Genomic DNA, 24027 nt, shown 5'->3' with positions numbered 1-24027 from the left:
TTCAATCCAATGCCTATGCGAAATGGGTGAACTTAATTGTAAAAATCAAAGAAGGGTGTAGTAGGGCAGGAAAGGCAGCCTGTATGGCGACAGGTACCATTCCTTTGCTTGCGCTTCATTAAGTCGGCGTAGTTAGTTAACTTATCGTAAATAGGTTTTGCTTAACCAACTTCTGATCTGTAGGGTATTAGCTTAAATGGAAGTATAAATCAGTAAGGTTTTCTATAATTTCATCTTCAAACCGGAGCCCTATGCTTATTATAGTTCAGGGTCTCTTTCACTGCTGAGTTTTCATACTCTGGGAGCCTTAGGTTATACTTTCCTTTCCTTATTTCCCTCATTTTTATCTGTATCAGGAATTCGTGGTAGCTCGTATTGATGCAGTATATTAACCCTGGTGTTCCCTCTAAAAAACCTAGGTTAAACACATAGGCTTGCAAAAAGTGAAGCACCGGCCAGCCCGGCACCCTGCTAAGCCAAGATTTCAACGCCGGGTTACGGACACTACCGTGCCTGGAAAAAACATTCCGCCAGGTTGGGGGTGTATAGAGCCTGGCAGCAGCTTCCTGGCACGAGTACTTGTTATGCCTCTCAATCCACTGCGCCCATCCTTTTGAGAAACTATAATGCAAGTATGGTTCAGCAATGTACTCGATACGCCCAAGCGTCTCGCCCTCCTTCTGACCATGCCCAAAGTCTATGAACCTTGCTCTTCCCCTTCTCAGTAACCTAAACTGCCACTTAGGAAAATTACCGCAACGTTTCAGCCATTTGCCTTCCAGCATCATTTTCCAGCAGCAGTAGAAACCGGCCACTTCCTTGTCAGCAGAGGTTACAGCCGCCATCATCGCTACCTGAAACTGCTCTGTCACTACTTCATCAGCATCCAGGAACAGCACCCAATCAAACTGAATACCCAGATTATCTAAGGCGTAATTTCGTTGCTTGCCGAAGCTCTCAAAAGTATGATGGCTTACCCTTGCACCATAGTCCCGCGCAACTTCGCAGGTTCTATCTATACTACCTGAGTCAAGTACGTGCACATCATCACACCAACCCAATGATGCAAGGCACACAGGCAGGTCATGCTCTTCGTTTTTGGTAAGTATCACTACGGAAATCATACTTATAGGTCATGATGCTTTAACAATTTCGCTTTCTGGCCTGTAACCTTCCAGAATTCTCTCCTTAATAGGTTTACAGGGGTGCCCTCCGCACACCATCCAGGCAGGCATACTTCTGGTTACAACGGACCTGGCAGCTATCACGCTCCCTGCACCTATACTTATACCTGGGTGAATAAATGCTTCTGCAGCTATCCAGGCATGGTTACCTATTAGAATCGGCTTTGTAACTAAGGGAAAACCTGGCTTGGTATAGTCGTGGGTGCCTGCAACCAGATGAGCACCCTGTGAAACAACAGCCCTTTTGCCTATGGATATTTTGTCCATGGAATACAGATTGGCGCCATTTCCAATTCCGCACTCATCTGCAAGCTCCAGGTTCCAGGGGGCCCAGATTTTGACCTGCGGATAAACATGCACCCCATGCCCTACTTTTGCCCCAAATAACCTCAACAGAAATGCTCTCCAGCTGTGGAAAGGCTTAGGAGAATACCTGAACAATAGCAGTACAACCACTCCCCAGATAATCCTGCCCAGCCGGTTACGCAAGGAAAATGAGGCACCTACAAACGTATCCTGGTTGTGCATACAGTATAATTCAACTTTAATGGATCTTTGCTCTTACAGGCATCGCAACTTTACACTTTTAAAGCACTTAAAAAGCGATGTGCAGCTGGCCTTATTGCAAAACATTTCTCAAAAGTTTCTCTGGCTTTCAGCCCCATCGACTCTCTAGAGGAATCAGGCAGGGATTGCCATTCTTGCAGCAACTGCTGAGCGCCATCCAGTGTGTCCTTCGCAACTAATCCACCCTTTCCGTTTCTAATCTCTTTCCAAATATTCACTTGATCAGATATTAAGACAGGTTTACCACAGGCCAGCGCCTCTACTACAGCTATACCGAAGTTTTCCTGGTGACTTGGAAGTATAAAGGCTTCGCAACCATAAAATGCCCCCCATTTGGCCTCGCCCGTCAGCATACCAGGGAAAAACACTGAGCTGTGGAGTTCGGGAGATTCATTTACTAATTCTTGAATAGAATGCCCGTAAGGTGTTTCCAGTCCGGGCCCAGCAATAACCAGTTTTGGAAAATTATTTTCTACGGGCATGGTCTCAACTAACTCATCAACTGTAGAACTTATCAGCACAGGCTCTGCTTTCGGCTTTAGCTTGCTGGTGCGTATAAAGGCATAGGCTCTTAAAAGCAAATCAACGCCTTTTTTTTCATGTATTCTGCTTAAGAAAAGGAGATACGGTTGCCCTTGTAACTGCGGACATTGTAGCGCGAAAGCCTGCTGCATTTCCTGTTCGAATGCGGGGGGATCAGCAATGCCATATCCCACATTTACCACCTGCCTTGGTGAGTAGGGTTGAAATGGTTCACGTGCCAGTTGAAGCTCCTGTTCACAGGTGAAGAGTAGCCCATCTGCCTCATTTACTACATGACTTTCCACTAACTTCCAGTAAAACCAATTTCTGACTGCCTTCAATTTTCTTTCTTTGGCCCGCTGAAAGTATGGGTCCAGCATCCCGTGAGGCATCACATATAATCTGGGTATTTTATTCTGACTTTCTCCTCTCGTTTTCTGACGCTTTTTTAGAAGATAGACAGCTTTTCTTACCGCATACCCGTGGTATAGCCAAAGTCCATGCACCACAACAGCATCGAAACGACCCAAATTTGCCAAAAGCCACGGAACTAGTTTTGCGCTGTATTGCCAAGGTCCTTTTCTTGGTCCCAGAGCGTGTATAAGAAACTCGTCTTTCACCAAGTAGGTAGCTTGTGGACTATCGAGGCATACAACTTCATTGCGAGCACCTAGCTTTCTGAGCTCAGGTATCGCATTCCTGATTCCCTGACACGGACCACCCTGATATGGATCCATACTTGCTATAACTCGGAGTATATTCATCAGGCATTTAAGTTATTTGCAGTTCTCAGCTAGTGGCAAATAATCATTTGCTACTGCTAGTGCTATCTAATTAAAATTAAGTATCTATGGCTGCAGTATGATGTGGATTAAATCAAAATACCCGTACTATCAAAACATACAACTTCATATTCAATGAATTATATTCTTCATACTTCAAACGCTAAAAAACGTTGGTAAAATCCTAGTGTTTAAAATATAATTTCAACCATACACGATACTAGATGCGGTTGAAGCAGCTCAAAGCCAGTCTACTGCTTAAAAAGAGCATGTTACCTTGCTGTTAATGAGTTGCAAGAATGTTCTGATATATTTTTTCTATCTGTCTAATAGATTCCTCTGTTTCAAATCTTTTAGCATTTATCAATCCGGTTTGGATAAGCTTTTCACGCTCTTTATCAGGTAAAGTGATTACTTTATCCAAAATTCTAGCTGCTTCTATACTCCATTCTGCAATTGCATCTTTGTTCTTTGGGCACCGAGAAATGAAAAAAGCTGCCTCTCCCGCTACTTCTGTCATAGGAGCCCTACGTGTGGTAATCACAGGGCAACCACAGGCCATAGCTTCAGCAATCGGCCAGCCAAACCCTTCTGCCAATGAGGGAAATAGAAACACTTTCGCTCCAGCGTATGCTAATCGAATCTCATCGTCATCAATTTTACTTAACCAATGTATATTACTTTTATAAGGAGATCTGGCATAGTGTTTTAATAAGTTTGGAGAAGGGCTGTGCCCAATTAATAAAAGAGGTAACTGTATGTGACTATTTCTACACCACGCATTGTATATCTCTATAACACCTGCTCGGTTCTTATACCACTGATTCCCTCCCACATGAAGTATATACCCATTAGTTAAATCTAAGCCTATCAGATCTCCTAGCTTTGTTCTAGCCTCGATAACATCGTGAGTTCTAAAATTGCTATTAAGTCCGTTGTATACTACTTCGGAAAACACAGGGGGCTTTTTTAGCAGTTTATGCAGTTCCTTGCGTGTCTCATGAGATACAGAAATGAAATGACTACCTTTTGTATATCCCCAGCGGATATAGCCCTGATATAGTCGCCCAGTCCAGCTTACCTGATTTCTAGGAATCCTACCAAGTGCTGAAAGCTGCGCTAGAAAATCGTGGCAGTGGATGACATGATGTCGCTTGGCCACTAAAGGCACCCAAGGGCCTAGACCATTATCCGTGATTACGAAAAGGGTATCAGGAGAACACCGTTTTAACCTTTTCCTTACTTCTATTGGGAAAATGATGAACTGGTCTATATAGCCAAACCACTTGCTCAACTTAAGAGGTACAGGTAGATTATAAAACCGGGGCCTTGGCGCCCAAACCTCTACCTGGTGTCCATTCCTCTCCATTCCACTTGCCAGCATCCGGGTAAAGCGCGGCATGCTCTGTGAACTAAGGAAAGTTGGATGAGAGAAGAAGATGATGTGCATAGACCAGAGCAATTGGAGTGGAGTCCACCGGGGCGACTTCTGGTGGAAATGTTAATTAATAATGACCTTACGCTGTTTTGCCTTAATTCTACTCATAATACATCTGATATAGGACCTCCTAATATGCCATATCCGAACAATCTCGGCGAAAGTGAGCTGACCATAGTATGCAGACCATTCGTGGTTAAAATACTTGTACCATACATCATAACCGTTGTGAAGCATGAAACCTAAAGGGTCCCATGGTTTGGGAGAGCCGATAAAATGCAAAACCATTCTATCAGCAACCTGTGGCTTTGGTTTGTTAGCCTCCCACTGACAATTGAAGGCTGGCAATAATTTTGCAAATTCCCCTGCGCATAGTATGTTTAGGAGAGATTGGTCATGAGAAGGAAGTGCGCCTTGATATTTTTTTGCGATAGTTAGGCACTCATCTTTCACTTGACTTTGCCTCCATACCTTTAGGTTCAAGAGTAAAACTCCTGCATTAAAATATTCTGTTTCAGGGCACATACCTACCCTACCTATATAAAATTTGTTTCCCAAGGTATACTTGAACCTCCCTCCTCCCACTGCTGCTAAAATCTGTCCCTCAAAATTAAAATCCTCAAGCTTCATCACGTCAACTTCGACTAATAAATCAGAATCAAGATAGAGCACTCTTTCCTCATCAATAATATCGGCTAGCAGTAATCTCCCGTAGGTAGTCCAGTCACCATGCAACGAGGCAAATATTCCAAAATAGTGCTTTGGATCGAAATCTATATACTGGTATGCTCCGGAGAACTTTTCATTATCTAAGAGCCTTGAGATTCGTTCCTTGTCTCCACTGGTCATACCAGCGCATAAGAACCATATCCTTAATTTGCTTTGATCAGAGCAATTGCGAATAAGCGAAGACAATGCTCCACCAAGCCCCATCAGCCCCAAGCGGTTGACACAGAAAGCTATGTTCATGACGAGTATATTTTAACATCAAAACTATCTTCACAACCTGTTCTTAATGATGCTATCATCAGTCCCCCAATTGTCACACTAAACCCTAATGATGTTGGCTGTGCCCACTGCGCTTGTAAAATGTTCAGGAAACCAAGACTAAGAATCATCCAGGGTAATAAATTACCGTTAACCAAACTTTTATATGAAGCAACTGCAATTTTTACACTTAAGCTTAAGCGAAGAGAAATCACAATCAAACCCATTATAGTACCCAACTCAATTATGATTCTTTCCCACTCCTGATCAGAGATTCGCTCACCTTGCATCCCCGGCAATAGCATCAACCCGACATTTGAGCCAAACCCAATCCCATATCCGAAAAATGGAAAGTCAGCTGATCCTGCTACTGAGTTTACCATTCCACCGATATACCTATCACCTAATACCCCTTGCAATCCGCCCTCTGTATTATTGGCAGATTCGTAGCGTGCTGTGAATGCATCGGTAGCGGTTTGGTATAGCTCTACATTATTTAAAAGCAGGATGGCAAAAGTGCCTCCTATCATTATAACTAGAAAATGCTTAAAGAATTTTGGCCTACGGCAGATAGCAAAAATTGCGAATATCATTGTTACACCAGCCTGAAAGAATAAGCCTCGACTAATTGACAATGGAATTGCAGCTATGAGACATATTGATGCGCAGATCAATAAAATACGACTAATATCTTTGCGCTCTAACCAAAAATAGAACACAAAACAGCCCAGTAAGCTATAATACAATGTATTGCCATTCGTAAAAGAGAATGTACCTGGCGGTCGAAAGTAACCAAGTGCGCCTCCGAATCCAGCACCTTCTAAGTCTCCGCCTACCCCTCTATTTACCCATGCTGATTGAGGACTGTAAAACTGTAAAGTGATAAGCACTGTCATGGGCACAGCCAACCAAAGTAGAAACTTGCCAACTAAGATTACATCTTGATAATTAAAGACCCGGCCTACCACGAAGATTAAGGGCAGGTGCAGTAGATAAACGCGCGCACCATACATTGCAACTGCAAGGCTACCATGCCCCCAAAAGGCAGCAGCAAATATCCCCACAACCCCTACTAACACCATTGTTGTAAGGTAGCTATTAGCCGGGAGTTGGCCACGTTCCCATGTCTTGAATAGTAGCCACAAGGCCAGAGGGTCCCGCACAATAAGTAGCGGGGTGGCTAGTTCCGGCAGTATCCATTTTCGTAAAGCCCCCTCAAATATCAGTAATAGAATATAAGCCCATACCACACGCTTAAGCAAACTATTACTGCTCACCCTTGAATTGGATAACAGGTATGCCCCATGAGCCCAAGCATTCCCTGCAGAGTGTTTCAGTATGCCAGAAGAAGCTATGTCATTGCCCATAGTGTATAATAATAAGATTCCAAGCGATAGGTCTAGAAGTTATCTCAACAATACCTCAGATTAAAAAATCTGTTTTTAGGTACATATAAAGAGTAACACTGTATGACTGTGCTGCAGGTTTTTAGTCAATCGTATTTATTGTAGTTTTTATTTTTGAGATAGCTTCTAGTAACTACATTACACAAGCCCAAAGTATAACTTAAGTATAAACCCGGGTTTTTTAACCGGCAGCAGAAAGTCGTTCCCGGACAGTTGCAACTAATTCCTTCTCATATGCTTCCCACGGTCTTGCTTTAGCAGTTTTCATGGCTTCGATTCCTGCCTTTGCAACTAATTCAGGACACTCCAGCAGTTCTTCAATTACTTTTTGGAGTGAGCCTGTTGATGAGCTATCTACTAGCCAACCATTTTTACCGTGCTGTATAAGATCGGGGCCAGCAGACCTTTCCGTAGCAATAACTGGCGTACCTTGCGCCATGGCTTCAGTTATTACTAGACCAAATCCATCAAACAAGGATGGAAAAACCAGTACATCATGGTCTAGCATCAGTTTGAGCACTTCATGGTGACTCAATGAAGGAATCCAGTTGTGTTTTGCTAAGGCTTTATTTAGAATGCTGTTATCATTAGAAGCCTTTCTGCCAACCAACGTTAAAGTCACTTGGTCTTTCAATGCGTCAACTGCGGCAAATAAGTTGGCAATCCCTTTCTGCTGTGTCAGCTTTCCCACAAACAGTAACTTCAACGGCCGGTTAATCGACAAGTTTGAGTAATCCCTGTAAGGGTTGACCAGAGGAAAGCCGTAAGGGATTATTTTAACAGGAGCTAACTCACCAGGATAATCTCGAAGCGTTTCAGCAGTAAACTTACTGGCTACAATGATAATATCTGCCATACGCAGTTCCTCATCTTTGCGTGAAAGCTTTGCATCTGAGTCCTGAAAGCCTGACAGCGTATCACTCCATTCAGGCCTTTGTTCTCGCTCTGTTTGCAAAAGCCGCTTCGCAGACCTCCAATACCCTGTAGGCAAGTCATAAAAGCACTGTACCCCATGCTTCTTGGCCTCTCTAAAAGAGTATGCAGCACCGTCCTCATATGCATATATCGAGTTGATTCCTTTAGCTTTAGATTGCTTTAATCTCAAAGCAACTCTTCTATCCAAGCTTCTATATACATTATCAACACTGAATACCCCAGACTCATGCTTTATCAAACTTGAAAAGCCTACCTTAGCTGAGGCAATTCGGCCAATTTCCCTCCATGGATATGTCTTAGTCAGTTGTTTTAATGGTGTGCCAAAACGTCTTCTACGAATCTCTGAGAATGCACTAATGGAACCCAATCCGTCTAAGATACCTCCAGGGAAAGAGGCAACAGATGTATGAAATTCTTTAAGCAAATTAGCCCCTGCCAACCCATTGGCTGCAGCCCGCACATTTGCGTTACCAGTTGGATGTAGGAGCAGTACACTCATTTTGACCGGAACTTATTTGAAATTACTAACCCAAGAGCCAGGCGCGGTTGGCGGCAAGAAACTCACAAGGATTATAGTTTAGCCTTTCACACCTTTTCTTTTGAATCGCCTTGGCAGGGTTTCCAACCACAATGGCACCTGGTTCCACAGACTTACTTACCACTGAACGGGCACCGACAACCGCTCCGCGACCTATGTGTACCCCGGGCAGGATTAAAGCTCCGGTCCCGATCCAGGCATAGTCTTCGATCACTACTTCACTCTTAATAAGACCCCAACCAGGATCAGCTATATCATGGGAAGCAGTTAAGATTTCTACACCATCGTTAATGCAGACTCTCTCCCCTACTTTAACCGGAGCATGAAGTGCCATGTATACACGGCCGATAAAAGAATATGGCCCGACTGAAAGAAAGCTTTTATGGCCATCAGCTCTAAGTAAACCAATCTCAGCAGTATGGTGTATACTTGCGCCCAGTCGGGTAAATTTTGATCGCCTCCAGTTTAGTTGTAATAACTCGGGTAGGGAGAGTAAACGTTTTGCCCATGTCCTGAAGAAACTACTCGTCCTGACAGGATATCTTATTCGGTTGGACCAAAGAAAAGCTAAGCTTGCCATAGGATTTATACATTTAAGTTAAACTTTGCCTTGCATAGCACTTATAAACTGTTGCGCAACCATTTTAAGACTGTAAGTACCAGAATAATATATCTCTGTAGATAAGCACTTTGCCAAATTCCCTTTTCTGTATTCCGTCACACCTAACGGCGGCTTCAAGTTATTTACTCCTGCTGGCTTCCATGGAACTGAGACACAGATAACTGGTAGCCCATGTTCTTTCATAGCCATCACCGAACCGCTCTTATCAGCAAGTGCAAGTGGTGTAGTGGATATACCAACTGAAGCTTTGGACAACATCGCTGAAATTATCTCGGGGTCCTGTTGCCCCAAAAACTGTACATCTGCTCCAATTGAACGAAAGACTTCTTCCCAGTTCCTCTGCTCATGTCCACATTTCCCAACCATGAGTACCCGAACTTGCATTCTGTTTACTTTGGCATACTCCTGTACCTCATTCGCAAAATCCTTGACAGGCGCATTAGGGTGTATGGCACCAAAAAGTATAAAGGACAGTTCACCTGTGTCTTTATAGCTAACAGGTATTTCTTCTTTACTAGGGTTAATCAAAGGGATATTCGAAAACAAAGGAAGAAGTTTCACATCATACCCCAACTTGGCTAATAGGATCTGATACGCTTCTGTTTGCGTTTGAATAATCTCTGGCTTTAAGTCAGAAACCAGAGATTGAATCAAAAGTCTCTGCAGCCACCCCCATACTTTATACTTCACCGGTGCCCCCTCATTCATCCCAACCCAAAGCTCATGAAACATGATATGCAACTGCCTTGCCTTCCTGATTGAGTTTAGTTGATGACTCAGCCTGTAAGGCAAACCTTTGGCGTGGTATGCAAATGGTACAAACTGCAGACTTATACAATCTGGTTTAAAATGTTCGATCCATAATGACGCTTGTTCAACACACTCCTCCGTACCTAAGCCGGCCGGGATACGCAAAACTGGAATATCTATACTTTCATCCTTCTGATTACCAATAAACGCGTCTGATAGATCTAAGTCGCGTAATGCCAAGATAAACGCCTGATGTCCTTGCCGCACAAGTTCTCCTGCCATCCTGCGCGTATAATCTCCCACACCGTCACGCCCAGGTTCCAGAGAGCCACATATAAAAGCTATTCTCATACTTGAAGCTTACTCCCAGTTATTGCTAATGGCATATTAGCCTTTGTCCTTCCTAAATCAACCGGATACTTGGGCAATGAATTTATTTGCTACTGCTTTAGTAGTATAACCGGAAACCCATTTATACTGAGCCTCCTGAATCGATTCTAGCTCACCAGTGGTCTTGCGCCTGATCTTGGCAATTAAATCTTCCTTGTCAGAATAGGGGATGCAATTTGTCTTATCAAGGTCCAGAGGAGCGCATAGCTTGCTTTTGCTGTTCAAATTTTTAAAACACAGAATGGCCCCCATAGCGGCATATTCATAGTGCCTTAGGCAGTCCCACCCTGCTCTTCTGGTTGTGATGCCAAACCTGGAATTCTTTATATCTTGGTAGTACTGGCATTGGTTTTCAAACGATGGCAGCCATTTGCCTACCTCCACTGCTTCCCTATTAGGGAAGAGACTGTCGAGTTCGGGGTCTACGTTATAATCGACGAAATCTTTGAGCTTGCTTTGGTAGGGAACGTACTCAATTATTTCTTCCGGCACGGACATCGTGATTGTATAAAACCTATTCTTAGGTCTCCGTAGGAATACCGAGAAGATGGCATTTAATGAAGCATATCTGTCTTTAGCAAAACCATATAGCTCTGCTGAATTATTATATTCCCGCTTAAAATACTGAGCCCCCCTTGTACTGTAAAGAAACGACCAGGGCCTTACCCTCAGGTTGAAGAAAAAGTTAAAGTATGGAAAAAGAGTAGCAATGTCATACCCATCTACAATACAAAGAGTCCTTCTTCTTTCCGCACTTATCGATTTATATATGGAATTAAAAAGGTCGCACTGCTCAAAAATGTCACTGAATACTATTAAATCATATTGGTCTATGTCCGCTTGCCAATATGTTCTCTTCCCCTGCACGTTCTTATCCTCTTGTAACAAACCATATAAAGTATTTCCCTTGCTACCTGTCTTGCATAAATCTTCATATGTTGCGTCCTTATACATATAGTTCATCCTTGGCACATCGACCACCATTATCCCTGGAATAGAGTGAAGCCCATGGAATAATCCATCGGTTACATAGTTCGGAATATTGGCATTTAGAAATAATATCTTCACAGGTCTTGGATTAACTTTAGTAAGGTTAAGCTAGTAAATTTGCTATAGGCGGGTAAACGATTAGGCAGGAGCTACGGCTTGCGCTTCTAGTTGACGCTTGCGTTTAACCAAGGAGTAATAGGCTTTTGACACCTCCGCACCTATCTTGTTCCAATTATACTGCTCTGCAATCAAAGACACCTGCTTGCTGTATTTCTTTAGTATAACTTTGTTATTCAACAACTCAATAATGGTACTGGCAAAACTCTCTAAATCCCCTATCCCGACGAGTAAATCCTCCGGAACAAAATCCGACGGTCCTGGTGACTTGTAACAAACAACAGGTATGCCTGCTGCCATCATTTCCAACACACCTATCCCAAAGCTCTCTATATAGGAAGGGAACATACCTACTTGGCAACCTTTCAATAAAGCCCCCAGCTCATGCGGGGAAAAAGTAGGTATAATTGTTATTGACGATTGCAACCGTTTTGGGAAGAAGTTTAACACATGCTGCGCATCCGCAAACATTCCTTTTGTACCAAGAAACTTGAAAGTACAATCAGGAATCTTTTCCACCACTCTTGACAGGATATGTGGAAAATCTACGGCCCCTTTTCTAAAGTCAAACGTCCCGATAAAGGCTATACATGGCTTCGTTGCTGTCTCCTGATTCAGAGAACATAGTTGAGCTAATTGCTTGGAGTCTAGACCGCACGGAATAGTGATAACCTTATCCTCAGGAAAACCATTGCTGATTAGCACAGCTTTGTCATAATTATTCTGGACCTGAATAACATCAGCCTGCATCAGTGAAAGCCAGGTTGTTTTGTGATGTTTAGCCTCTGAAGAATCTATATACTTATATAGGATTCTCTTTAGTCTGCCTTTCAAATCTAAAGGGAACTGAATATTTTGGAAATGGTAGAAAAGCAAGGATGGGCTTGCTACGAACAAGGTATCCTGATAAAATAAGTCTCTTGGGTAAGGCAACGAGTCCCCTTCATACAAAACCACATCATACTTCGCGGCATTAGTTATTAAATAATCTTTCAATGCATTGTTATAGGCATCCTTGCTATGTATACATTGCAAATAGTTTTCTTTTAGTCCTAACTCCCGGTAGTCGAACAAAGAAGTACGCCAGCCATGTGTCTCCATCGCTTTCGCCTGCTCGATCCTGTGCTTTGCCGCCCCCAGTGTAGGCGCAAGTGTGATTGGAGAAAATATTGCAAGTCTCATATACCTTGATTATTTACAATGGCCCCTGCCTGTTTAAATCCTACAACACTGTTAGTAAGATACAATACCAGGTTAGTTGAAGCACCTATAATTGACAAGCTTATTACCCCGGTCAAAGTGCTTAAATCGAATAGCAACGCACCAACTGTAAGGGAAATTAGATTAACAGGAATTTCCCAAACAGGCGTAAATGCAATCCATCCTTTGTAAGAGTTAAGGTTGAAGATTGCACTAGCTGCCAGACTGATAGAACTGCCTACAAGAATTAAGAACAGTTCATGTGAGAGATGTTGATATTGCTCCCCCAACACCCATAAAAAAGCGAAGGGGAATAAGTGCGCTAGTAGAAGTGTCAGTCCAGTAAAAGCACAAATTGACATCAATACAAGAGCATAAATGCTTACCATGTTTGCCTTTTCCTGACATCGCCCAAACCCTGGCCCAATGATGTTAGAGACAAGTGCCAGCAAGACTGTATACACAATAGAAAAGCGTGATAGTGCTCCAATTTCAGCTAAGTTAGAAGTAGTCCCTAGTAATCCTAATAGAAAAATTGAAATTTGTCCTTGAAAAGAAAAAAACAAGGCATTATGCCAATTAAGTTTGAGGTAACGAAACAGAGTTGATTTATAGTTTAAATCTACCTCAGCCGCCTGAACCCTGATGTGCTTACTCTTATCCAGTATAAAAAGTGCCGATAGCCAGACACTAAGTACAGTTACGCCGAGGACCAAGTAAATGGTAAGGCCAGAATCGAACAAAATGAAGGCGGCTATAATAAGAAACAAGCGGCTACCTTGGTATAGTATGCTAGCTATCTGCACATTCCCTATCTCTTTTCGTATTAAGAGGGCTTGCTGGATGAACGACTTATAAACTTCAGGAAATACGATGAGCAGCAAGCTTAGAATAAATAGAGTAGTTTGTAAAGGCGTGGCACCCTGTCGCATAAGGACGGAAGCGCCGTAAATACTGGTGAAAACAAAAGCTATAATAGTGGCTCTATTTCTTATATAAGCCACAGTTTTCAGTAATGAAGCAAACTCAGTTTTATTTTGCCATACCTTTCCACCTATCGCATTAAAGCCTATCATAATTCCAGAGTCAGAGAGTATGTTGAGCATAGCTTGTATAGAAAATAAAACAGTGTAGATAGCATAGTCTGTCTTTGGCATTTCCCTGACAAGAAGTATACTTGTTCCGAAGCCAATTATCTGCAAGAGTACTTGGGAACCAAGCACCTTAAAAATCGACTTAAGCCAGGTGGCCGCAAATTTATTTGTTACAGCTTTTGGTGGGAGAAACTTGGTTATTCTAAAAACAGACATAGATTATTTTTATTACAACCAGCTCTTAATCTTACTAATAGCTACTGAAGCACTTTAGGAAAGTATTGATTTCTTCCTTTTGCTCCCGTATTCCCCATACCCATAGCCATATTTATTCCTCCCATCTGGCTTCGCGTCATTCAGCACGACCATTGGGTGGCTTAACTCTTTGTTTCGATAGATGCTTTCAAGTGTTGTTATCTGCTCCTTATAAGTATAATTATACCGTATGACATAAATAGTGGAGTCTATCAGACTGCTAAGACAAAACGCATCCGCCACTTGCCCTACAGGTGCAGTATCTATGATGATGTAATCAAAGCTTGCCCTTAAATTATCAACTATATGGGCTAATTTAGTCGACATCATCAGTTCAGCAGGATTGGGTGGGATAGAACCAGCACCAATCACAAACAACCCCTCGTTTTCTTCTGAAGCCATGACTATATCATCTAAAATTATGGAGTCGGATACTAGGTAATCTGATATACCAAGACCATGGGGCAATCCTAGATAGCTACATAGGTTAGGACTTCGTAAATCCAGTTCCAGCAACATAACCTTCTTCCCAGTCAATGCCATAGTTGCCCCAAGGTTTATACTAAAGAAAGTTTTCCCCTCCCCGCTAGTACCTGACGTAACAAGTATAACTTTATTCTCCTTGTCTACCGCTGCAAAATGAAGCTTGGCTCGAATGAGCCGAAACATCTCCACAATTGGGGAGCGATTGCCAGCCATAACTACAAGTGCCTCACCCGAAGTGTTATGAATCAGTTCTCCTATTACGGGGGCACCTGTCAGTAGCTCAACATCTTTCAGTGTTTGTACTTTTGTATTGAGTAAACTATAGACAAAGATGCCAGCAAATGGTACAGCTAACCCTAGTAAGACTGACATCATGTAAATATTCCGTTTATTAGGGCTGATAGGATAGTCTGTCGCAATTGCTGGATCAATAATCCTTGTATTGGAGATACTTGCAGCCAGGGATATAGCTGCTTCCTCTCGTTTTTGAAGCAGGTACAGGTACAGGTTCTGTTTTATTGCCTGCTCCCTGTTGATTTCCAGCAACTCCCTCTCCATAGAAGGCACTTTGCTTATCTTGGATTTGTATTGACCAGAGCTTGCCTTAAGGTTATTGCTTGTGATGATGAGCCCTTTCTTTATATTCCTTAGGTTTTCAATAATATTAGCCCGCAGATCCTCTAACTGCTCGTTAATATTTTGAACCAGAGGGTTATTAGGGAAAGCATTTCTTAGAAGGCGCTCACGCTCTAATTGCAATTCATTGAACCTTGCTATCAGACCAGCAAGTGTAGGATCCTGAATGGTTAAAGTACTTGGAACCATCTTATACTGGTTATTATTGCTTCCCAGGTACTCTTCAATTGACTCCAAAATGTCTATCTGGATAGCCCACTCCGAAAGCTTATTATTATACCCTGCGGCTTGCTCCAAATACTGCGAAGCCAAGGAACTTACATCAGTCAGCTCATTTTGGCGTTTATAATCTTCAACATTTTTCTCTACGTCTGATAATTCTGTGGTAATATATTTTAAGCGCTCATCCAGAAACTCAATGGTGTTTGCTGCCTGCAGGTTCTTATCCTCGATTGCCTCATTATTATAGACTTCGATAAGCTTGTTAATAATGTTAATCCCCTTTTCTGGCAATGGGTCTACCAAGCTGATTTCCAAAACACTGGCATCATCACGCTTAGGCAAAATATATAGAACCTGGTTATAATGTTGTGCAACTTTCTTCAGATCCTGAAAAACAACCTGAATCTTTTTACCTGCCAAATGGTGTCCGGCGTTATTAGGTGCAGTTACGATAGTAAAAGCACCATAGGGCCTGTTAACTTGTTTGCCGAATCTGTTAGATGTTACTTTACCGGAGTCTTCTTCAAGAAGGTATGTGTTGTTTGATTTCAGATGAATGAACACTGACTTACCATAGGCAGTGGAGTCAAAGCGGCTGATAAGAACACTGATTGGTACATCCCTCCCGTAAATCTCTGTGCTCTTCACGCGGCCTTCAACTAAGTAACCTACTGATAGGTTAAGCTCACTTACTACACGCTGCATGAGACTCAAAGAGTAAAGCACTTCTATCTCATTGTTGATATTCTTCGCAGACTTATTTATACTTATGTCTCCTAACGCGCCTACATCGGGCGCGTTTTCCCCACCCTTAAGCAAAATGGTGCTTGCTATACGGTATTGTGGGATAGTATAATATAAGCAATAGAGGTAGGCCCCGCCAAAACCTAATAAACCTCCAATTAAAAAGAGATACCAGTACTTTGTGTATTGGCTGATTATCTCTCTTATGTTTTTTGCTTGTGGTTGCTCAGATTTGAGTGGGAATAATTCTTTCTCTCGCATAACCTTCTGCTCTTAAAAAACCTGAGTTACTAGTATTGTCACTACAGACAATAATGCTAGTCCAACAGAGAGTCCAAATTGAAAATTAGCGCGTCCCGGGCTAACTTGTACAGCTTTTACTTTATCCGGTTCTACATAGACAATATCGTTTTGTTGTAAATAGAAGTACGGGGAGTTAAGTACCTCTTTGTTGTTTAAATTCACCCTTGACGTAATGCGTTTTCCATCCTGTTCCCGTAAAATCAGCACATTTTCGCGCTTACCGTAAGGTGTCATATCTCCAGCAAGCCCCAGCGCTTCCAATACATTTATCCGCTCATGTGGCACAGTGAATGTAGAAGGATTATTTACCTCGCCAATAACAGTAATTTTAAAATTCATGTACCTCATATCAACAATCGGATCTCTGGCGTATTTACTCAGAACTGAAGTCAGTCTCTCTTTAGCCTCTTCTTTGGTAAGCCCTGCCAGGTGTACCTTTCCCAGCACCGGGATAAGCACATAGCCATTTTTGTCCACTTGGTAACCTACCGGCTTTACCGATGCTCCAGGATTATTTCCACTGCCTCCCCCAACCTGAATTATACCACTGTTGAACATTACGTTTGACTCAGCACTAAGACTTGTAATAGTAATATCCAGAATATCGTTCGCCTGAATTGTAGGCTCAACATTATTTATAATCTCTTCTTCTTTTGTCTCCTGTTCTTTTAAATCACTTAAGTAGGTCAGGTTCCTCGGAGAACAACCAACTAAAAATAAGAGGCAGCAGAAGAATAGGGCTTTGGAAATCATATGCTGTGGGGTTAATACCTCTAAAAACATTTTATGTCATATACGATATCAATAAAATATTAACCATAATTATTGTGATTATTTTTATAGATTATACTTTTAACTCTTAGGCGTGATATTTTACTTGGCTTTAATTTGGGTAACTTCAGATTTGAAAAGTCAAATCAATACTAACGAATACCATAAACACTCCTCTATACACCCTATGTTATTTTATTAAAAAGTACTGCCGTAACCTAAATCCCTTTTACTTTAAAATATTCTTTAACCTTGTTCTTTCCTGTAACAAAGCTTTATTTGCGCAACAGGCAATATCTCCTTCTTAAAGCAATCTATCACATAATTTATGTCCTCTGGCTTCATCGGCACATACAGGGGCAGTATGATTGAATTATCCTGTAATTCCATAGAGACAGGAAGCGAGACATCAGGCGCATAATTTTTATAGGCTGTTTCCCGATGCGTATTCATAATACCCCGTCTGGTAGCTACACCTCTATCTAGCAGCTTTTGCATCAAGGTATTTCTACTTACTGCAGCTGTGTCTTTCAGATAAATACTATAGGATTGGTAGTTGCTAAAGTAACCTTCGTGCTCCTGTGGCAGTCGAATGGAATCAATACCATTAAATGCCTGATTGAAAGCCGCCGCTATCTTTCTGCGTTCTTCAACAATCCAGTCCAGCTTCTCGAGTTGTTTGATACCTACCGCAGCTTGTATATCAGTCATCCGGTAGTTGTACCCAAGCTCCACGTGGTCTTCAAAGATTATCCTGTTGGCCTCATGGCGAACCCGGTCGTTTACAGACATACCGTGCTGCCTTAACAGCTTCAGCCTGTCATAATAATCTTCCCGGTTCGTTGTAATCATGCCTCCATCACCTGTTGAAATCACCTTTCTGGGATGGAAAGAGAAACATACCAGTTCAGAGTGAGAACCTATTTTTGCTCCCTTATAAGCCGAGCCAGCTGCACAGGCAGCATCCTCTATAAGCTTGAGGTTATACTTGCTGCATAAATCCTTGAAGGTGTCAATATCTGCAGGCATACCTATCTGATGCACGAGAAGTATAGCTTTCGTTCTGTCTGTAATTCTTGCTTCAGCATCAGCTGCATCGAGATTATAGGTGTCCGGTTCTACTTCTGCAAATACAGGCGTAGCACCTACATACCTGATGGCATTAGCCGTCGCGATATAACTCATGGAGGGACAAATCACCTCATCACCTGGGCCAATGCTAGCGACTATCATAGCAAGGTGCAAGGCCGTTGTGCAGTTGGAAACAGCTACCGCATACTTGGCGCCTGTGTACGCAGCAAACTTCTCTTCGAACTCCTGCACTTTAGGTCCCTGCGTAATCCAACCTGATAAGATGGTGTCATAAGCCGCCTGGGCTTCCTCCTCTGTTAAGTAAGGCTTTGCTATAGGTATCATATGCTTAGCGTTGTTTCCTGCTTCCTCTCAAAATACCACTTGCTCAGTTCAGCTAATCCTTCCTCCAAACTTATTGTCGGCTCAAAGTGCAGCAATTCTCTTATTTTGCTACTATCTGCTAATCTTCTGCTTACCGGGTTCACCGTGTTTTCTTCCCTGTGTTCAGGTATCAAGGATGAGTTGTTTACCTTCAGAAGTACCTCCAGCAACTCCTTCAAACTTGTTTCCTTACAGTTGCCAATATTGAAAACCTCATCTGTAACCCCTGATAGCAATGCGGCTACATTCGCTTTGGCTACGTCCCTGACATATACAAAATCCATAGTGGTACTTCCATCTCCGTAAATTAAAGGAGCCCTGTTATCCCGAATGCAGTCCAGCCACCGAATCATCACTTCGGTATACTTTCCGTCCGTGTCCATGCGGGCGCCATACACATTGAAATAGCGCAGTGCCACGTAGTCCAGACCAAACATAAACTTGAAGCTCCTGAACAGTTGTTCTCCCCATAGTTTGGCTCCGCCATAGAAGGTTTGGTTATCATAGGGGTTGTCTGTTTCCGGTGTAGGGAAGTGCTGTGCCAATCCATACACCGAAGCACTGGAGCTGTAGATTACTTTTTTCACCTTATACTTGGCACACAACTCCGCCAGGTTAAAAGTGGCTCCCAACATTACTTCAAAACCTTCCCGGGGATTTGCAGCGCAGGCATTAATCCGCAAGGCAGCCATGTGGAAGACGTAATCTGTACCTTCCAAGCATTGCTCCACTATCGCATAATCCCTTATGTCACCTTCTACAAACTCCACCACCGGGTTATGGATGAAAGAGCTCATATTATCAATGCTTCCGCGTATCAGGTTATCCAGAATAATGATTTTGGCCGGTTCGTACCGGAGTAGCTCTTCAACAACATAAGAACCTATAAAACCTGCACCACCCGTTACCAGGATGCTGCTATTCTTTATTTTGTTATGCATGGGCTTGGTTGTTTATGCTGAGTACAATAATTCCGGTGATAATGAGGATGAAGCCTACGAAAGAAAGCATCGATAATCTATCCTGAAACAGATAGTAGCCAACAGCTATCGTAAGTATAAAATTTATACCTGTTGCAATAGGTATGATAAGCGAAAAGTTGTTTGTAGACAAGGCTTTAAAAAATGCCAGTGCTGAAAAAACGATGAGCATAAAAGCGGCCACAAAGGGCAGGTTAAGCATGAGTTTTAACCACTCCCCTATTGTCTCCAGGCTCTTCCCTTTCAGTTGCCATTTAATCAAAGCGGCCCCCGACACGTTGAAAGCGGCATACAGCAGGATATATAAGATTGTTTTGCTCATTTGTATACATCTAGAAGTACGTTGTGCACAGACGCTGGTTCCATTGCCTCTTCTACCACTTCGTCAATCACAAACACAGGCCTCTTCCTGCTGGCATCGAGGGTTCTCCACAAGTATTCTGCTATGATACCAAGCGAAATATTGGTAATCCCAAAACCTACCATCAGGATGGATAACAGCGCTGGCCAGCCACTGGCTAAGTCATCAAAAAATACCTTCCGGAAAATAATGTAGCCTGACCAGGCAACACCCAACACGAAGAAGACTATCCCGATAAATGACACTAGCCGAATCGGGGCAAAGGAAAATGCTACAAAGGAGTCAATCAAAAGCTTTATTTTCTTAGACAAGGTCCATTTCGACTTTCCGGCTAATCGCTTTCCCTTATCATACGTGATACCGGATTGCCTGAAGCCAAAATTCAGAATCTGAATAAAAACAGAAGAGTTATTCTCGATGCCCTCATCTAGGCACGCCTTCACTTTTTTGCTGAACATGACGATGTCAAACCCTTTTTTAGGGAAGTTGGGCACTGCGTAGTTGCGCATAAGCGTAGCATAAACCGATGAGAAAAGCTTATCGGAGGTGGACACCGCTGTTGAGTTTCTGAATGCCCAGGCAATGTCTACCTTTTTGTTTTCCATCTCTTCATACAGCCGGCTTACCAAGGTGAGGGGGTCCTGTAAATCAGCGTACATGAAGGTGATATAATCACCTTGTGCCTTTTGAATGCCCGCGCGTAAAGCGGCGTGCGAACCGAAGTTTCTGGAAAAGCTTATGATTTTATACGTATAGGCATGGTGTGGGGCCTCTCTCAGTCTCGCCATCGTAGCATCTGACGAGCCATCGTTCACAAAGACAATCTCAGTAGAGAACCTCGGCTCGTCCTGGAAGTATGAATTCAATTCAGACACCAGACGATGTATGTTCTCCTCCTCGTTGTAGACTGGTATAATCACTGATACTTTTGCCATGCCACCGCTGTTTAAAATACTTCCTGCTTGATATGGGCATTTAAGTCTCTGGCAGGGTTTCCCACCATTTTAGCATTACCCTTTACATGATTCAGAACATTACTCCCTAAGCCTATCAGCGATGCATCACCTATGCTTATGCCGTTGATGATATTGGAGCCGCTCCCGATGTAGCAGTTCTTTCCGATAGTCGTTCCTCCGGCAATAACCACATTGCTCCCTATGAGTGTGTAGTCGCCAATAACTGCATCATGGTGTACCACAGAGTTCGGAAGTATGCAGACATGGTCCTTTATCTGAGCATTGCTTGTGAGTACCACACCTGCCATAATTAGACAATTCATTCCAACCTGCACGCCTCTTCCAACCGATGCCCTAGGGTGTATAACCGATACAAATCGGCTACTATCTATACCTAAAGAGCTGATTATTTCCTGACGCTTTCGAAAAGATGCCGGGCTGCCAGGTACTGCAAGCACGTAAACTTCCCTATATTGATTCAGAATATCACGGGTATAAATATCATAGTGGCTCGACTCTTTTCGGATATCATCCACAAAGCCAATAAAATCGTACTCGTCGGTGCTGATACAGTCCAAGGCCTCAATTCCGTTGCCGTTGAATGGGAAGATTATGAGCTTCTTCTTAGGCATTGCCGTAGGCGTTAACTTTCTCGATCACATAACTTACCTCCTCATCCGTCATCTCAGCATACATGGGCAACGACAGGCAATGCCCCGCCAGATATTCGGCGTTAGGGAAGTCTCCCTCCTTATAACCTAAGCATGTATAAGCCTTTTGCAAATGGCAGGAAACAGGATAGTGCAAGCCAGGGAAAATGTTATGCTCATTCAGATACTTAAGAAGGCCATCCCTATCCTGCGCGGTCACTACAAAAAGATGATATACAGATTCGCCCCACTCCGGCTGGTGCTGTAATTGAATGCTCGGGTTGTTGATTTCCTGCTGGTATCGCTTGGCTATTTCTTTTCTGCGGGCATTCCAACTTGGCAGGTATTTTAGCTTCACACTTAAGGATGCTCCTTCAAGCCCGCCCATCCGCATGTTATAACCTACTTCATCATGATAGTAACGAACGGATGCACCATGATTACGCAAGCTTTGCAGGTGTTTGTAATACACCTCGTTATTGGTTGTGATGCCTCCTGCTTCCCCACAGGCACCTAAATTTTTACCTGGATAGAAACTAAAACAGCCCATCTCCCCGAAACCTCCCACAGGAATTCCTTTGTACCTGGCTCCCTGGGCCTGTGCGGCATCTTCCAGCAAGTAAAGTCCATACTTCTGGCATATAACTTTTAGCGCCTCTACATCAAAGGGAAGCCCGTAAAGATGCACACCTATAACAGCCTTGGTTCGGGAGGTAATCCGTTCTTCTACCTTGCTCGAGTCTATCTCCCAGGTGTCAGAAGAACAGTCTACAAACACAGGGGTTGCCCCTGTGTAGGTCACCCCCCAGGCAGTGGCAATAAATGTGTTGGCCGGCACTATTACTTCATCGCCAGTTCCTATGCCTAAAGCCAACAGCGCAAGATGCAAAGCGGATGTACCGTTGTTAACTCCCACAGCATACTTTGTTCCGCAAAAGGCGGCAAAGCTATGCTCGAACTCCTCCACAAACGGCCCTCCTGAGAATGCAGTATTGTCATACACTTTCTCAAACGCTTCGAACATTTCATGCTTTATCTGCTCATGCTGCCCCTTCAGGTTAAGACAAGGTATTTTCTCCCGGATAGCTATCGTTTCCATATCAGACGAGTATTTGATGGGTGCTTTTAATAACTTTAGCTGGGTTACCTGCAACAACGGCATTATCGGGTACATCTCTGGTTACCACAGATCCGGCTCCTACAATGGCTTTCCTGCCGATGCGCACTCCACATAATATGGTAACACTGGATCCGATGGAGGCACCTTCTTCTACATAGGTCTCAATGCATTTCCAGTCTTTCTCACTCTGCAGAGAACCATCTTCATTGGTTGCCCGCGGGAATTTATCGTTTATGAAAGTGACGTTGTGCCCCACAAAAACATTGTCAGCAATATGTACACCCTCGCAAATGAAAGTATGGCTGGATATTTTGCAGTTCTTACCGATGGAGGCTCCTTTCTGAATCTCCACGAAGGTGCCCACTTTTGTGCCATCACCTATGGTGCAGCCGTAGGCATTTACAAAGTTGTAAATCTTTACATCCTTGCCGAGCCTCACATTATGTAAGCTCTGCTTCTCGTTGTCTATTGTGATAATATCCATTGCGTTAGATTAATATTTCGTGATTAGTATTTATAACTGGCACTGTGGATGACTCTAAAATTACTTCGCGGCCATTATGCTTTATAGACTCATTGGATGCTTCCAGGATCCTGACAACATCTAAACCCAAATGGCAGGATGACTTCGGTTGCTTCTGCTGCTGGATGCACTGTATAAAATCATTGGCCATACCCAGAAGTGCCTCAGTGGTTTCAAGTTTTGGAACATGAATATCACCTGTTCGGTAGTCGATGCGCACCTTTTTAATCTCTTCATCATTCAGGTAACTGTACCCTGTATCGTAAATTTTAACCTTTTCAGTCGGCTCCAGGTCGTTGTAGAGAATCATCTTCTGGTCACCTCCTATCAGCATCATTCTAACCTTCACTGGGCTTGTCCAGGAGCAGTTAAAGTGCGCTATAAACCCAGAGGCGTAGTTCACGGTCAGGTAGGCAATATTCTCAATGCTATTATTTGTATGAGTAATACCTGTGGCGTTAACACTATAGGGGCGCTCGCGCACGATATAGTTCAGAATGGAAAGATCATGAGGAGCTAAGTCCCAAAGCACATTTATGTCAGACTGGAACAGCCCGAGGTTAATCCTGGTTGAATCAAGGTATTTTATGTTCCCAAGCTCCTGGTTATCTACCAGTTGCTTCATCTTCTGCACAGCACCTGTGTACAGGAATGTATGGTCCACCATGAGCATCGCATTTTTCTGCATCGCGAGGTTTATGAGCAGTTCAGCCTCTTCGGCAGAGGAAGTCATCGGCTTTTCTATCAGCACATGTTTGCCCTCTGCCAGTGCTTTTCTGGCCAGCGTAAAGTGAGAAGACACAGGTGTCGCAATGATGATAGCATCAATGTCAGGGTCATAGATAATATCATCAGCATCCTTTACCCCCACAATAGAGGGAAAAGTTTTTGCAAGTAGCTGCAGCCGCTCTGGTCGCGCATCCGCCACTGTTTTCACGCAGCAATCATTTGCAGCAAAAAAGTTTCTGACAAGGTTAGGTCCCCAGTACCCATATCCTATGATGCCTACATTTACCATAGTTTGTTGTTTAAATCATGGATT

At 43.1% G+C, this 24027-nt stretch carries 22 protein-coding genes; all 22 read right to left on the bottom strand.

Translation table 11 applies throughout. From position 1 onward, the window contains the following. Positions 1 to 236: 236 nt before the first annotated feature. The gene (locus tag C8N40_RS05875) at positions 237 to 1124 is read right to left on the bottom strand and encodes a glycosyltransferase family 2 protein (RefSeq protein WP_108210846.1); all 888 of its coding nucleotides are present in this window, start codon (positions 1122 to 1124) and stop codon (positions 237 to 239) included. 9 nt (positions 1125 to 1133) lie between these two features. Next, the gene (locus tag C8N40_RS05870) at positions 1134 to 1712 is read right to left on the bottom strand and encodes a WcaF family extracellular polysaccharide biosynthesis acetyltransferase (RefSeq protein WP_108210845.1); all 579 of its coding nucleotides are present in this window, start codon (positions 1710 to 1712) and stop codon (positions 1134 to 1136) included. 50 nt (positions 1713 to 1762) lie between these two features. Further along, positions 1763 to 3010, bottom strand: a complete 1248-nt coding sequence (locus C8N40_RS05865) for a glycosyltransferase (RefSeq protein WP_245905011.1) — start codon at positions 3008 to 3010, stop codon at positions 1763 to 1765. 328 nt (positions 3011 to 3338) lie between these two features. Further along, positions 3339 to 4505: a glycosyltransferase family 4 protein gene (locus C8N40_RS05860; protein WP_108210843.1), complete on the bottom strand. Its 1167-nt coding sequence runs from the start codon at positions 4503 to 4505 to the stop codon at positions 3339 to 3341. Positions 4506 to 4556: 51 nt separating this feature from the next. Further along, positions 4557 to 5462 (bottom strand): glycosyltransferase family 8 protein, encoded by a 906-nt coding sequence (locus C8N40_RS05855; protein ID WP_108210842.1) that lies wholly within the window; start codon positions 5460 to 5462, stop codon positions 4557 to 4559. After that, positions 5459 to 6847 (bottom strand): hypothetical protein, encoded by a 1389-nt coding sequence (locus tag C8N40_RS05850; RefSeq protein ID WP_108210841.1) that lies wholly within the window; start codon positions 6845 to 6847, stop codon positions 5459 to 5461. Before C8N40_RS05850 ends, C8N40_RS05855 begins: the two co-directional genes overlap by 4 nt. Before the next feature lie 220 nt (positions 6848 to 7067). Continuing rightward, complete coding sequence (locus C8N40_RS05845) at positions 7068 to 8321, bottom strand: glycosyltransferase family 4 protein (RefSeq protein ID WP_108210840.1); 1254 nt, start codon at positions 8319 to 8321, stop codon at positions 7068 to 7070. Between the two features lie 25 nt (positions 8322 to 8346). After that, positions 8347 to 8694 carry an acyltransferase gene (locus C8N40_RS23410; protein ID WP_425440653.1) on the bottom strand — a complete coding sequence of 116 codons (348 nt, stop codon included), beginning with the start codon at positions 8692 to 8694 and terminating at the stop codon, positions 8347 to 8349. Between the two features lie 264 nt (positions 8695 to 8958). Continuing rightward, positions 8959 to 10083, bottom strand: coding sequence for a glycosyltransferase family protein (locus C8N40_RS05835; protein ID WP_146173516.1), 1125 nt, complete (start codon positions 10081 to 10083; stop codon positions 8959 to 8961). Positions 10084 to 10140: 57 nt separating this feature from the next. Further along, complete coding sequence (locus C8N40_RS05830; protein ID WP_108210837.1) at positions 10141 to 11190, bottom strand: glycosyltransferase; 1050 nt, start codon at positions 11188 to 11190, stop codon at positions 10141 to 10143. A 60-nt stretch (positions 11191 to 11250) separates the two neighbouring features. Then, positions 11251 to 12411: a glycosyltransferase family 4 protein gene (locus C8N40_RS05825; RefSeq protein ID WP_108210836.1), complete on the bottom strand. Its 1161-nt coding sequence runs from the start codon at positions 12409 to 12411 to the stop codon at positions 11251 to 11253. Then, a complete protein-coding gene (locus tag C8N40_RS05820) occupies positions 12408 to 13739 on the bottom strand; it encodes a polysaccharide biosynthesis protein (RefSeq protein WP_108210835.1) in 1332 nt (443 codons plus the stop codon). Before C8N40_RS05820 ends, C8N40_RS05825 begins: the two co-directional genes overlap by 4 nt. 54 nt (positions 13740 to 13793) lie before the next feature. Then, positions 13794 to 16127 carry a GumC family protein gene (locus C8N40_RS05815; RefSeq protein WP_108210834.1) on the bottom strand — a complete coding sequence of 778 codons (2334 nt, stop codon included), beginning with the start codon at positions 16125 to 16127 and terminating at the stop codon, positions 13794 to 13796. A gap of 12 nt (positions 16128 to 16139) precedes the next feature. Further along, a complete protein-coding gene (locus C8N40_RS05810; RefSeq protein WP_108210833.1) occupies positions 16140 to 16922 on the bottom strand; it encodes a polysaccharide biosynthesis/export family protein in 783 nt (260 codons plus the stop codon). Between the two features lie 264 nt (positions 16923 to 17186). Beyond that, positions 17187 to 18356, bottom strand: coding sequence for a DegT/DnrJ/EryC1/StrS family aminotransferase (locus C8N40_RS05805; protein WP_108210832.1), 1170 nt, complete (start codon positions 18354 to 18356; stop codon positions 17187 to 17189). Then, a complete protein-coding gene (locus C8N40_RS05800) occupies positions 18353 to 19336 on the bottom strand; it encodes an NAD-dependent epimerase/dehydratase family protein (RefSeq protein ID WP_211318045.1) in 984 nt (327 codons plus the stop codon). Before C8N40_RS05800 ends, C8N40_RS05805 begins: the two co-directional genes overlap by 4 nt. Beyond that, the gene (locus C8N40_RS05795) at positions 19329 to 19697 is read right to left on the bottom strand and encodes a DMT family transporter (RefSeq protein ID WP_108210831.1); all 369 of its coding nucleotides are present in this window, start codon (positions 19695 to 19697) and stop codon (positions 19329 to 19331) included. Before C8N40_RS05795 ends, C8N40_RS05800 begins: the two co-directional genes overlap by 8 nt. Next, a complete protein-coding gene (locus C8N40_RS05790) occupies positions 19694 to 20671 on the bottom strand; it encodes a glycosyltransferase (RefSeq protein ID WP_108210830.1) in 978 nt (325 codons plus the stop codon). The genes C8N40_RS05795 and C8N40_RS05790 overlap by 4 nt, the downstream gene beginning before the upstream one ends. Positions 20672 to 20682: 11 nt before the next feature. Next, positions 20683 to 21324 (bottom strand): acetyltransferase, encoded by a 642-nt coding sequence (locus C8N40_RS05785; protein ID WP_108210829.1) that lies wholly within the window; start codon positions 21322 to 21324, stop codon positions 20683 to 20685. Further along, positions 21317 to 22441 (bottom strand): DegT/DnrJ/EryC1/StrS family aminotransferase, encoded by a 1125-nt coding sequence (locus tag C8N40_RS05780; RefSeq protein WP_211318044.1) that lies wholly within the window; start codon positions 22439 to 22441, stop codon positions 21317 to 21319. The genes C8N40_RS05785 and C8N40_RS05780 overlap by 8 nt, the downstream gene beginning before the upstream one ends. Before the next feature lies 1 nt (position 22442). Next, positions 22443 to 22946: an acyltransferase gene (locus C8N40_RS23260; RefSeq protein ID WP_108210828.1), complete on the bottom strand. Its 504-nt coding sequence runs from the start codon at positions 22944 to 22946 to the stop codon at positions 22443 to 22445. Between the two features lie 4 nt (positions 22947 to 22950). Then, positions 22951 to 24003: a Gfo/Idh/MocA family protein gene (locus C8N40_RS05770; RefSeq protein WP_108210827.1), complete on the bottom strand. Its 1053-nt coding sequence runs from the start codon at positions 24001 to 24003 to the stop codon at positions 22951 to 22953. Positions 24004 to 24027: the final 24 nt, after the last annotated feature.

The organism is Pontibacter mucosus, from assembly GCF_003054055.1.
Classification (GTDB): domain Bacteria; phylum Bacteroidota; class Bacteroidia; order Cytophagales; family Hymenobacteraceae; genus Pontibacter; species Pontibacter mucosus.
The sequence above is the reverse complement of the archived record's forward strand: the minus strand, read 5'-3'. Positions and strand labels throughout refer to the sequence as shown.

Bases quoted from the DNA above. Each gene is read 5' to 3' on its own strand.
- C8N40_RS05800 (WP_211318045.1), bottom strand. From the start codon at position 19,336: ATGCATAACAAAATAAAGAATAGCAGCATCCTGGTAACGGGTGGTGCA.
- C8N40_RS05815 (WP_108210834.1), bottom strand. From the start codon at position 16,127: ATGCGAGAGAAAGAATTATTCCCACTCAAATCTGAGCAACCACAAGCA.
- C8N40_RS05785 (WP_108210829.1), bottom strand. From the start codon at position 21,324: ATGCCTAAGAAGAAGCTCATAATCTTCCCATTCAACGGCAACGGAATT.
- C8N40_RS23410 (WP_425440653.1), bottom strand. From the start codon at position 8,694: ATGGCACTTCATGCTCCGGTTAAAGTAGGGGAGAGAGTCTGCATTAAC.
- C8N40_RS05855 (WP_108210842.1), bottom strand. From the start codon at position 5,462: ATGAACATAGCTTTCTGTGTCAACCGCTTGGGGCTGATGGGGCTTGGT.
- C8N40_RS05825 (WP_108210836.1), bottom strand. From the start codon at position 12,411: ATGAGACTTGCAATATTTTCTCCAATCACACTTGCGCCTACACTGGGG.
- C8N40_RS05835 (WP_146173516.1), bottom strand. From the start codon at position 10,083: ATGAGAATAGCTTTTATATGTGGCTCTCTGGAACCTGGGCGTGACGGT.
- C8N40_RS05770 (WP_108210827.1), bottom strand. From the start codon at position 24,003: ATGGTAAATGTAGGCATCATAGGATATGGGTACTGGGGACCTAACCTT.
- C8N40_RS05810 (WP_108210833.1), bottom strand. From the start codon at position 16,922: ATGATTTCCAAAGCCCTATTCTTCTGCTGCCTCTTATTTTTAGTTGGT.
- C8N40_RS05790 (WP_108210830.1), bottom strand. From the start codon at position 20,671: ATGGCAAAAGTATCAGTGATTATACCAGTCTACAACGAGGAGGAGAAC.
- C8N40_RS05795 (WP_108210831.1), bottom strand. From the start codon at position 19,697: ATGAGCAAAACAATCTTATATATCCTGCTGTATGCCGCTTTCAACGTG.
- C8N40_RS05865 (WP_245905011.1), bottom strand. From the start codon at position 3,010: ATGGATCCATATCAGGGTGGTCCGTGTCAGGGAATCAGGAATGCGATA.
- C8N40_RS05805 (WP_108210832.1), bottom strand. From the start codon at position 18,356: ATGATACCTATAGCAAAGCCTTACTTAACAGAGGAGGAAGCCCAGGCG.
- C8N40_RS05875 (WP_108210846.1), bottom strand. From the start codon at position 1,124: ATGATTTCCGTAGTGATACTTACCAAAAACGAAGAGCATGACCTGCCT.
- C8N40_RS05850 (WP_108210841.1), bottom strand. From the start codon at position 6,847: ATGGGCAATGACATAGCTTCTTCTGGCATACTGAAACACTCTGCAGGG.
- C8N40_RS05820 (WP_108210835.1), bottom strand. From the start codon at position 13,739: ATGTCTGTTTTTAGAATAACCAAGTTTCTCCCACCAAAAGCTGTAACA.
- C8N40_RS05780 (WP_211318044.1), bottom strand. From the start codon at position 22,441: ATGGAAACGATAGCTATCCGGGAGAAAATACCTTGTCTTAACCTGAAG.
- C8N40_RS05870 (WP_108210845.1), bottom strand. From the start codon at position 1,712: ATGCACAACCAGGATACGTTTGTAGGTGCCTCATTTTCCTTGCGTAAC.
- C8N40_RS05845 (WP_108210840.1), bottom strand. From the start codon at position 8,321: ATGAGTGTACTGCTCCTACATCCAACTGGTAACGCAAATGTGCGGGCT.
- C8N40_RS23260 (WP_108210828.1), bottom strand. From the start codon at position 22,946: ATGGATATTATCACAATAGACAACGAGAAGCAGAGCTTACATAATGTG.
- C8N40_RS05860 (WP_108210843.1), bottom strand. From the start codon at position 4,505: ATGCACATCATCTTCTTCTCTCATCCAACTTTCCTTAGTTCACAGAGC.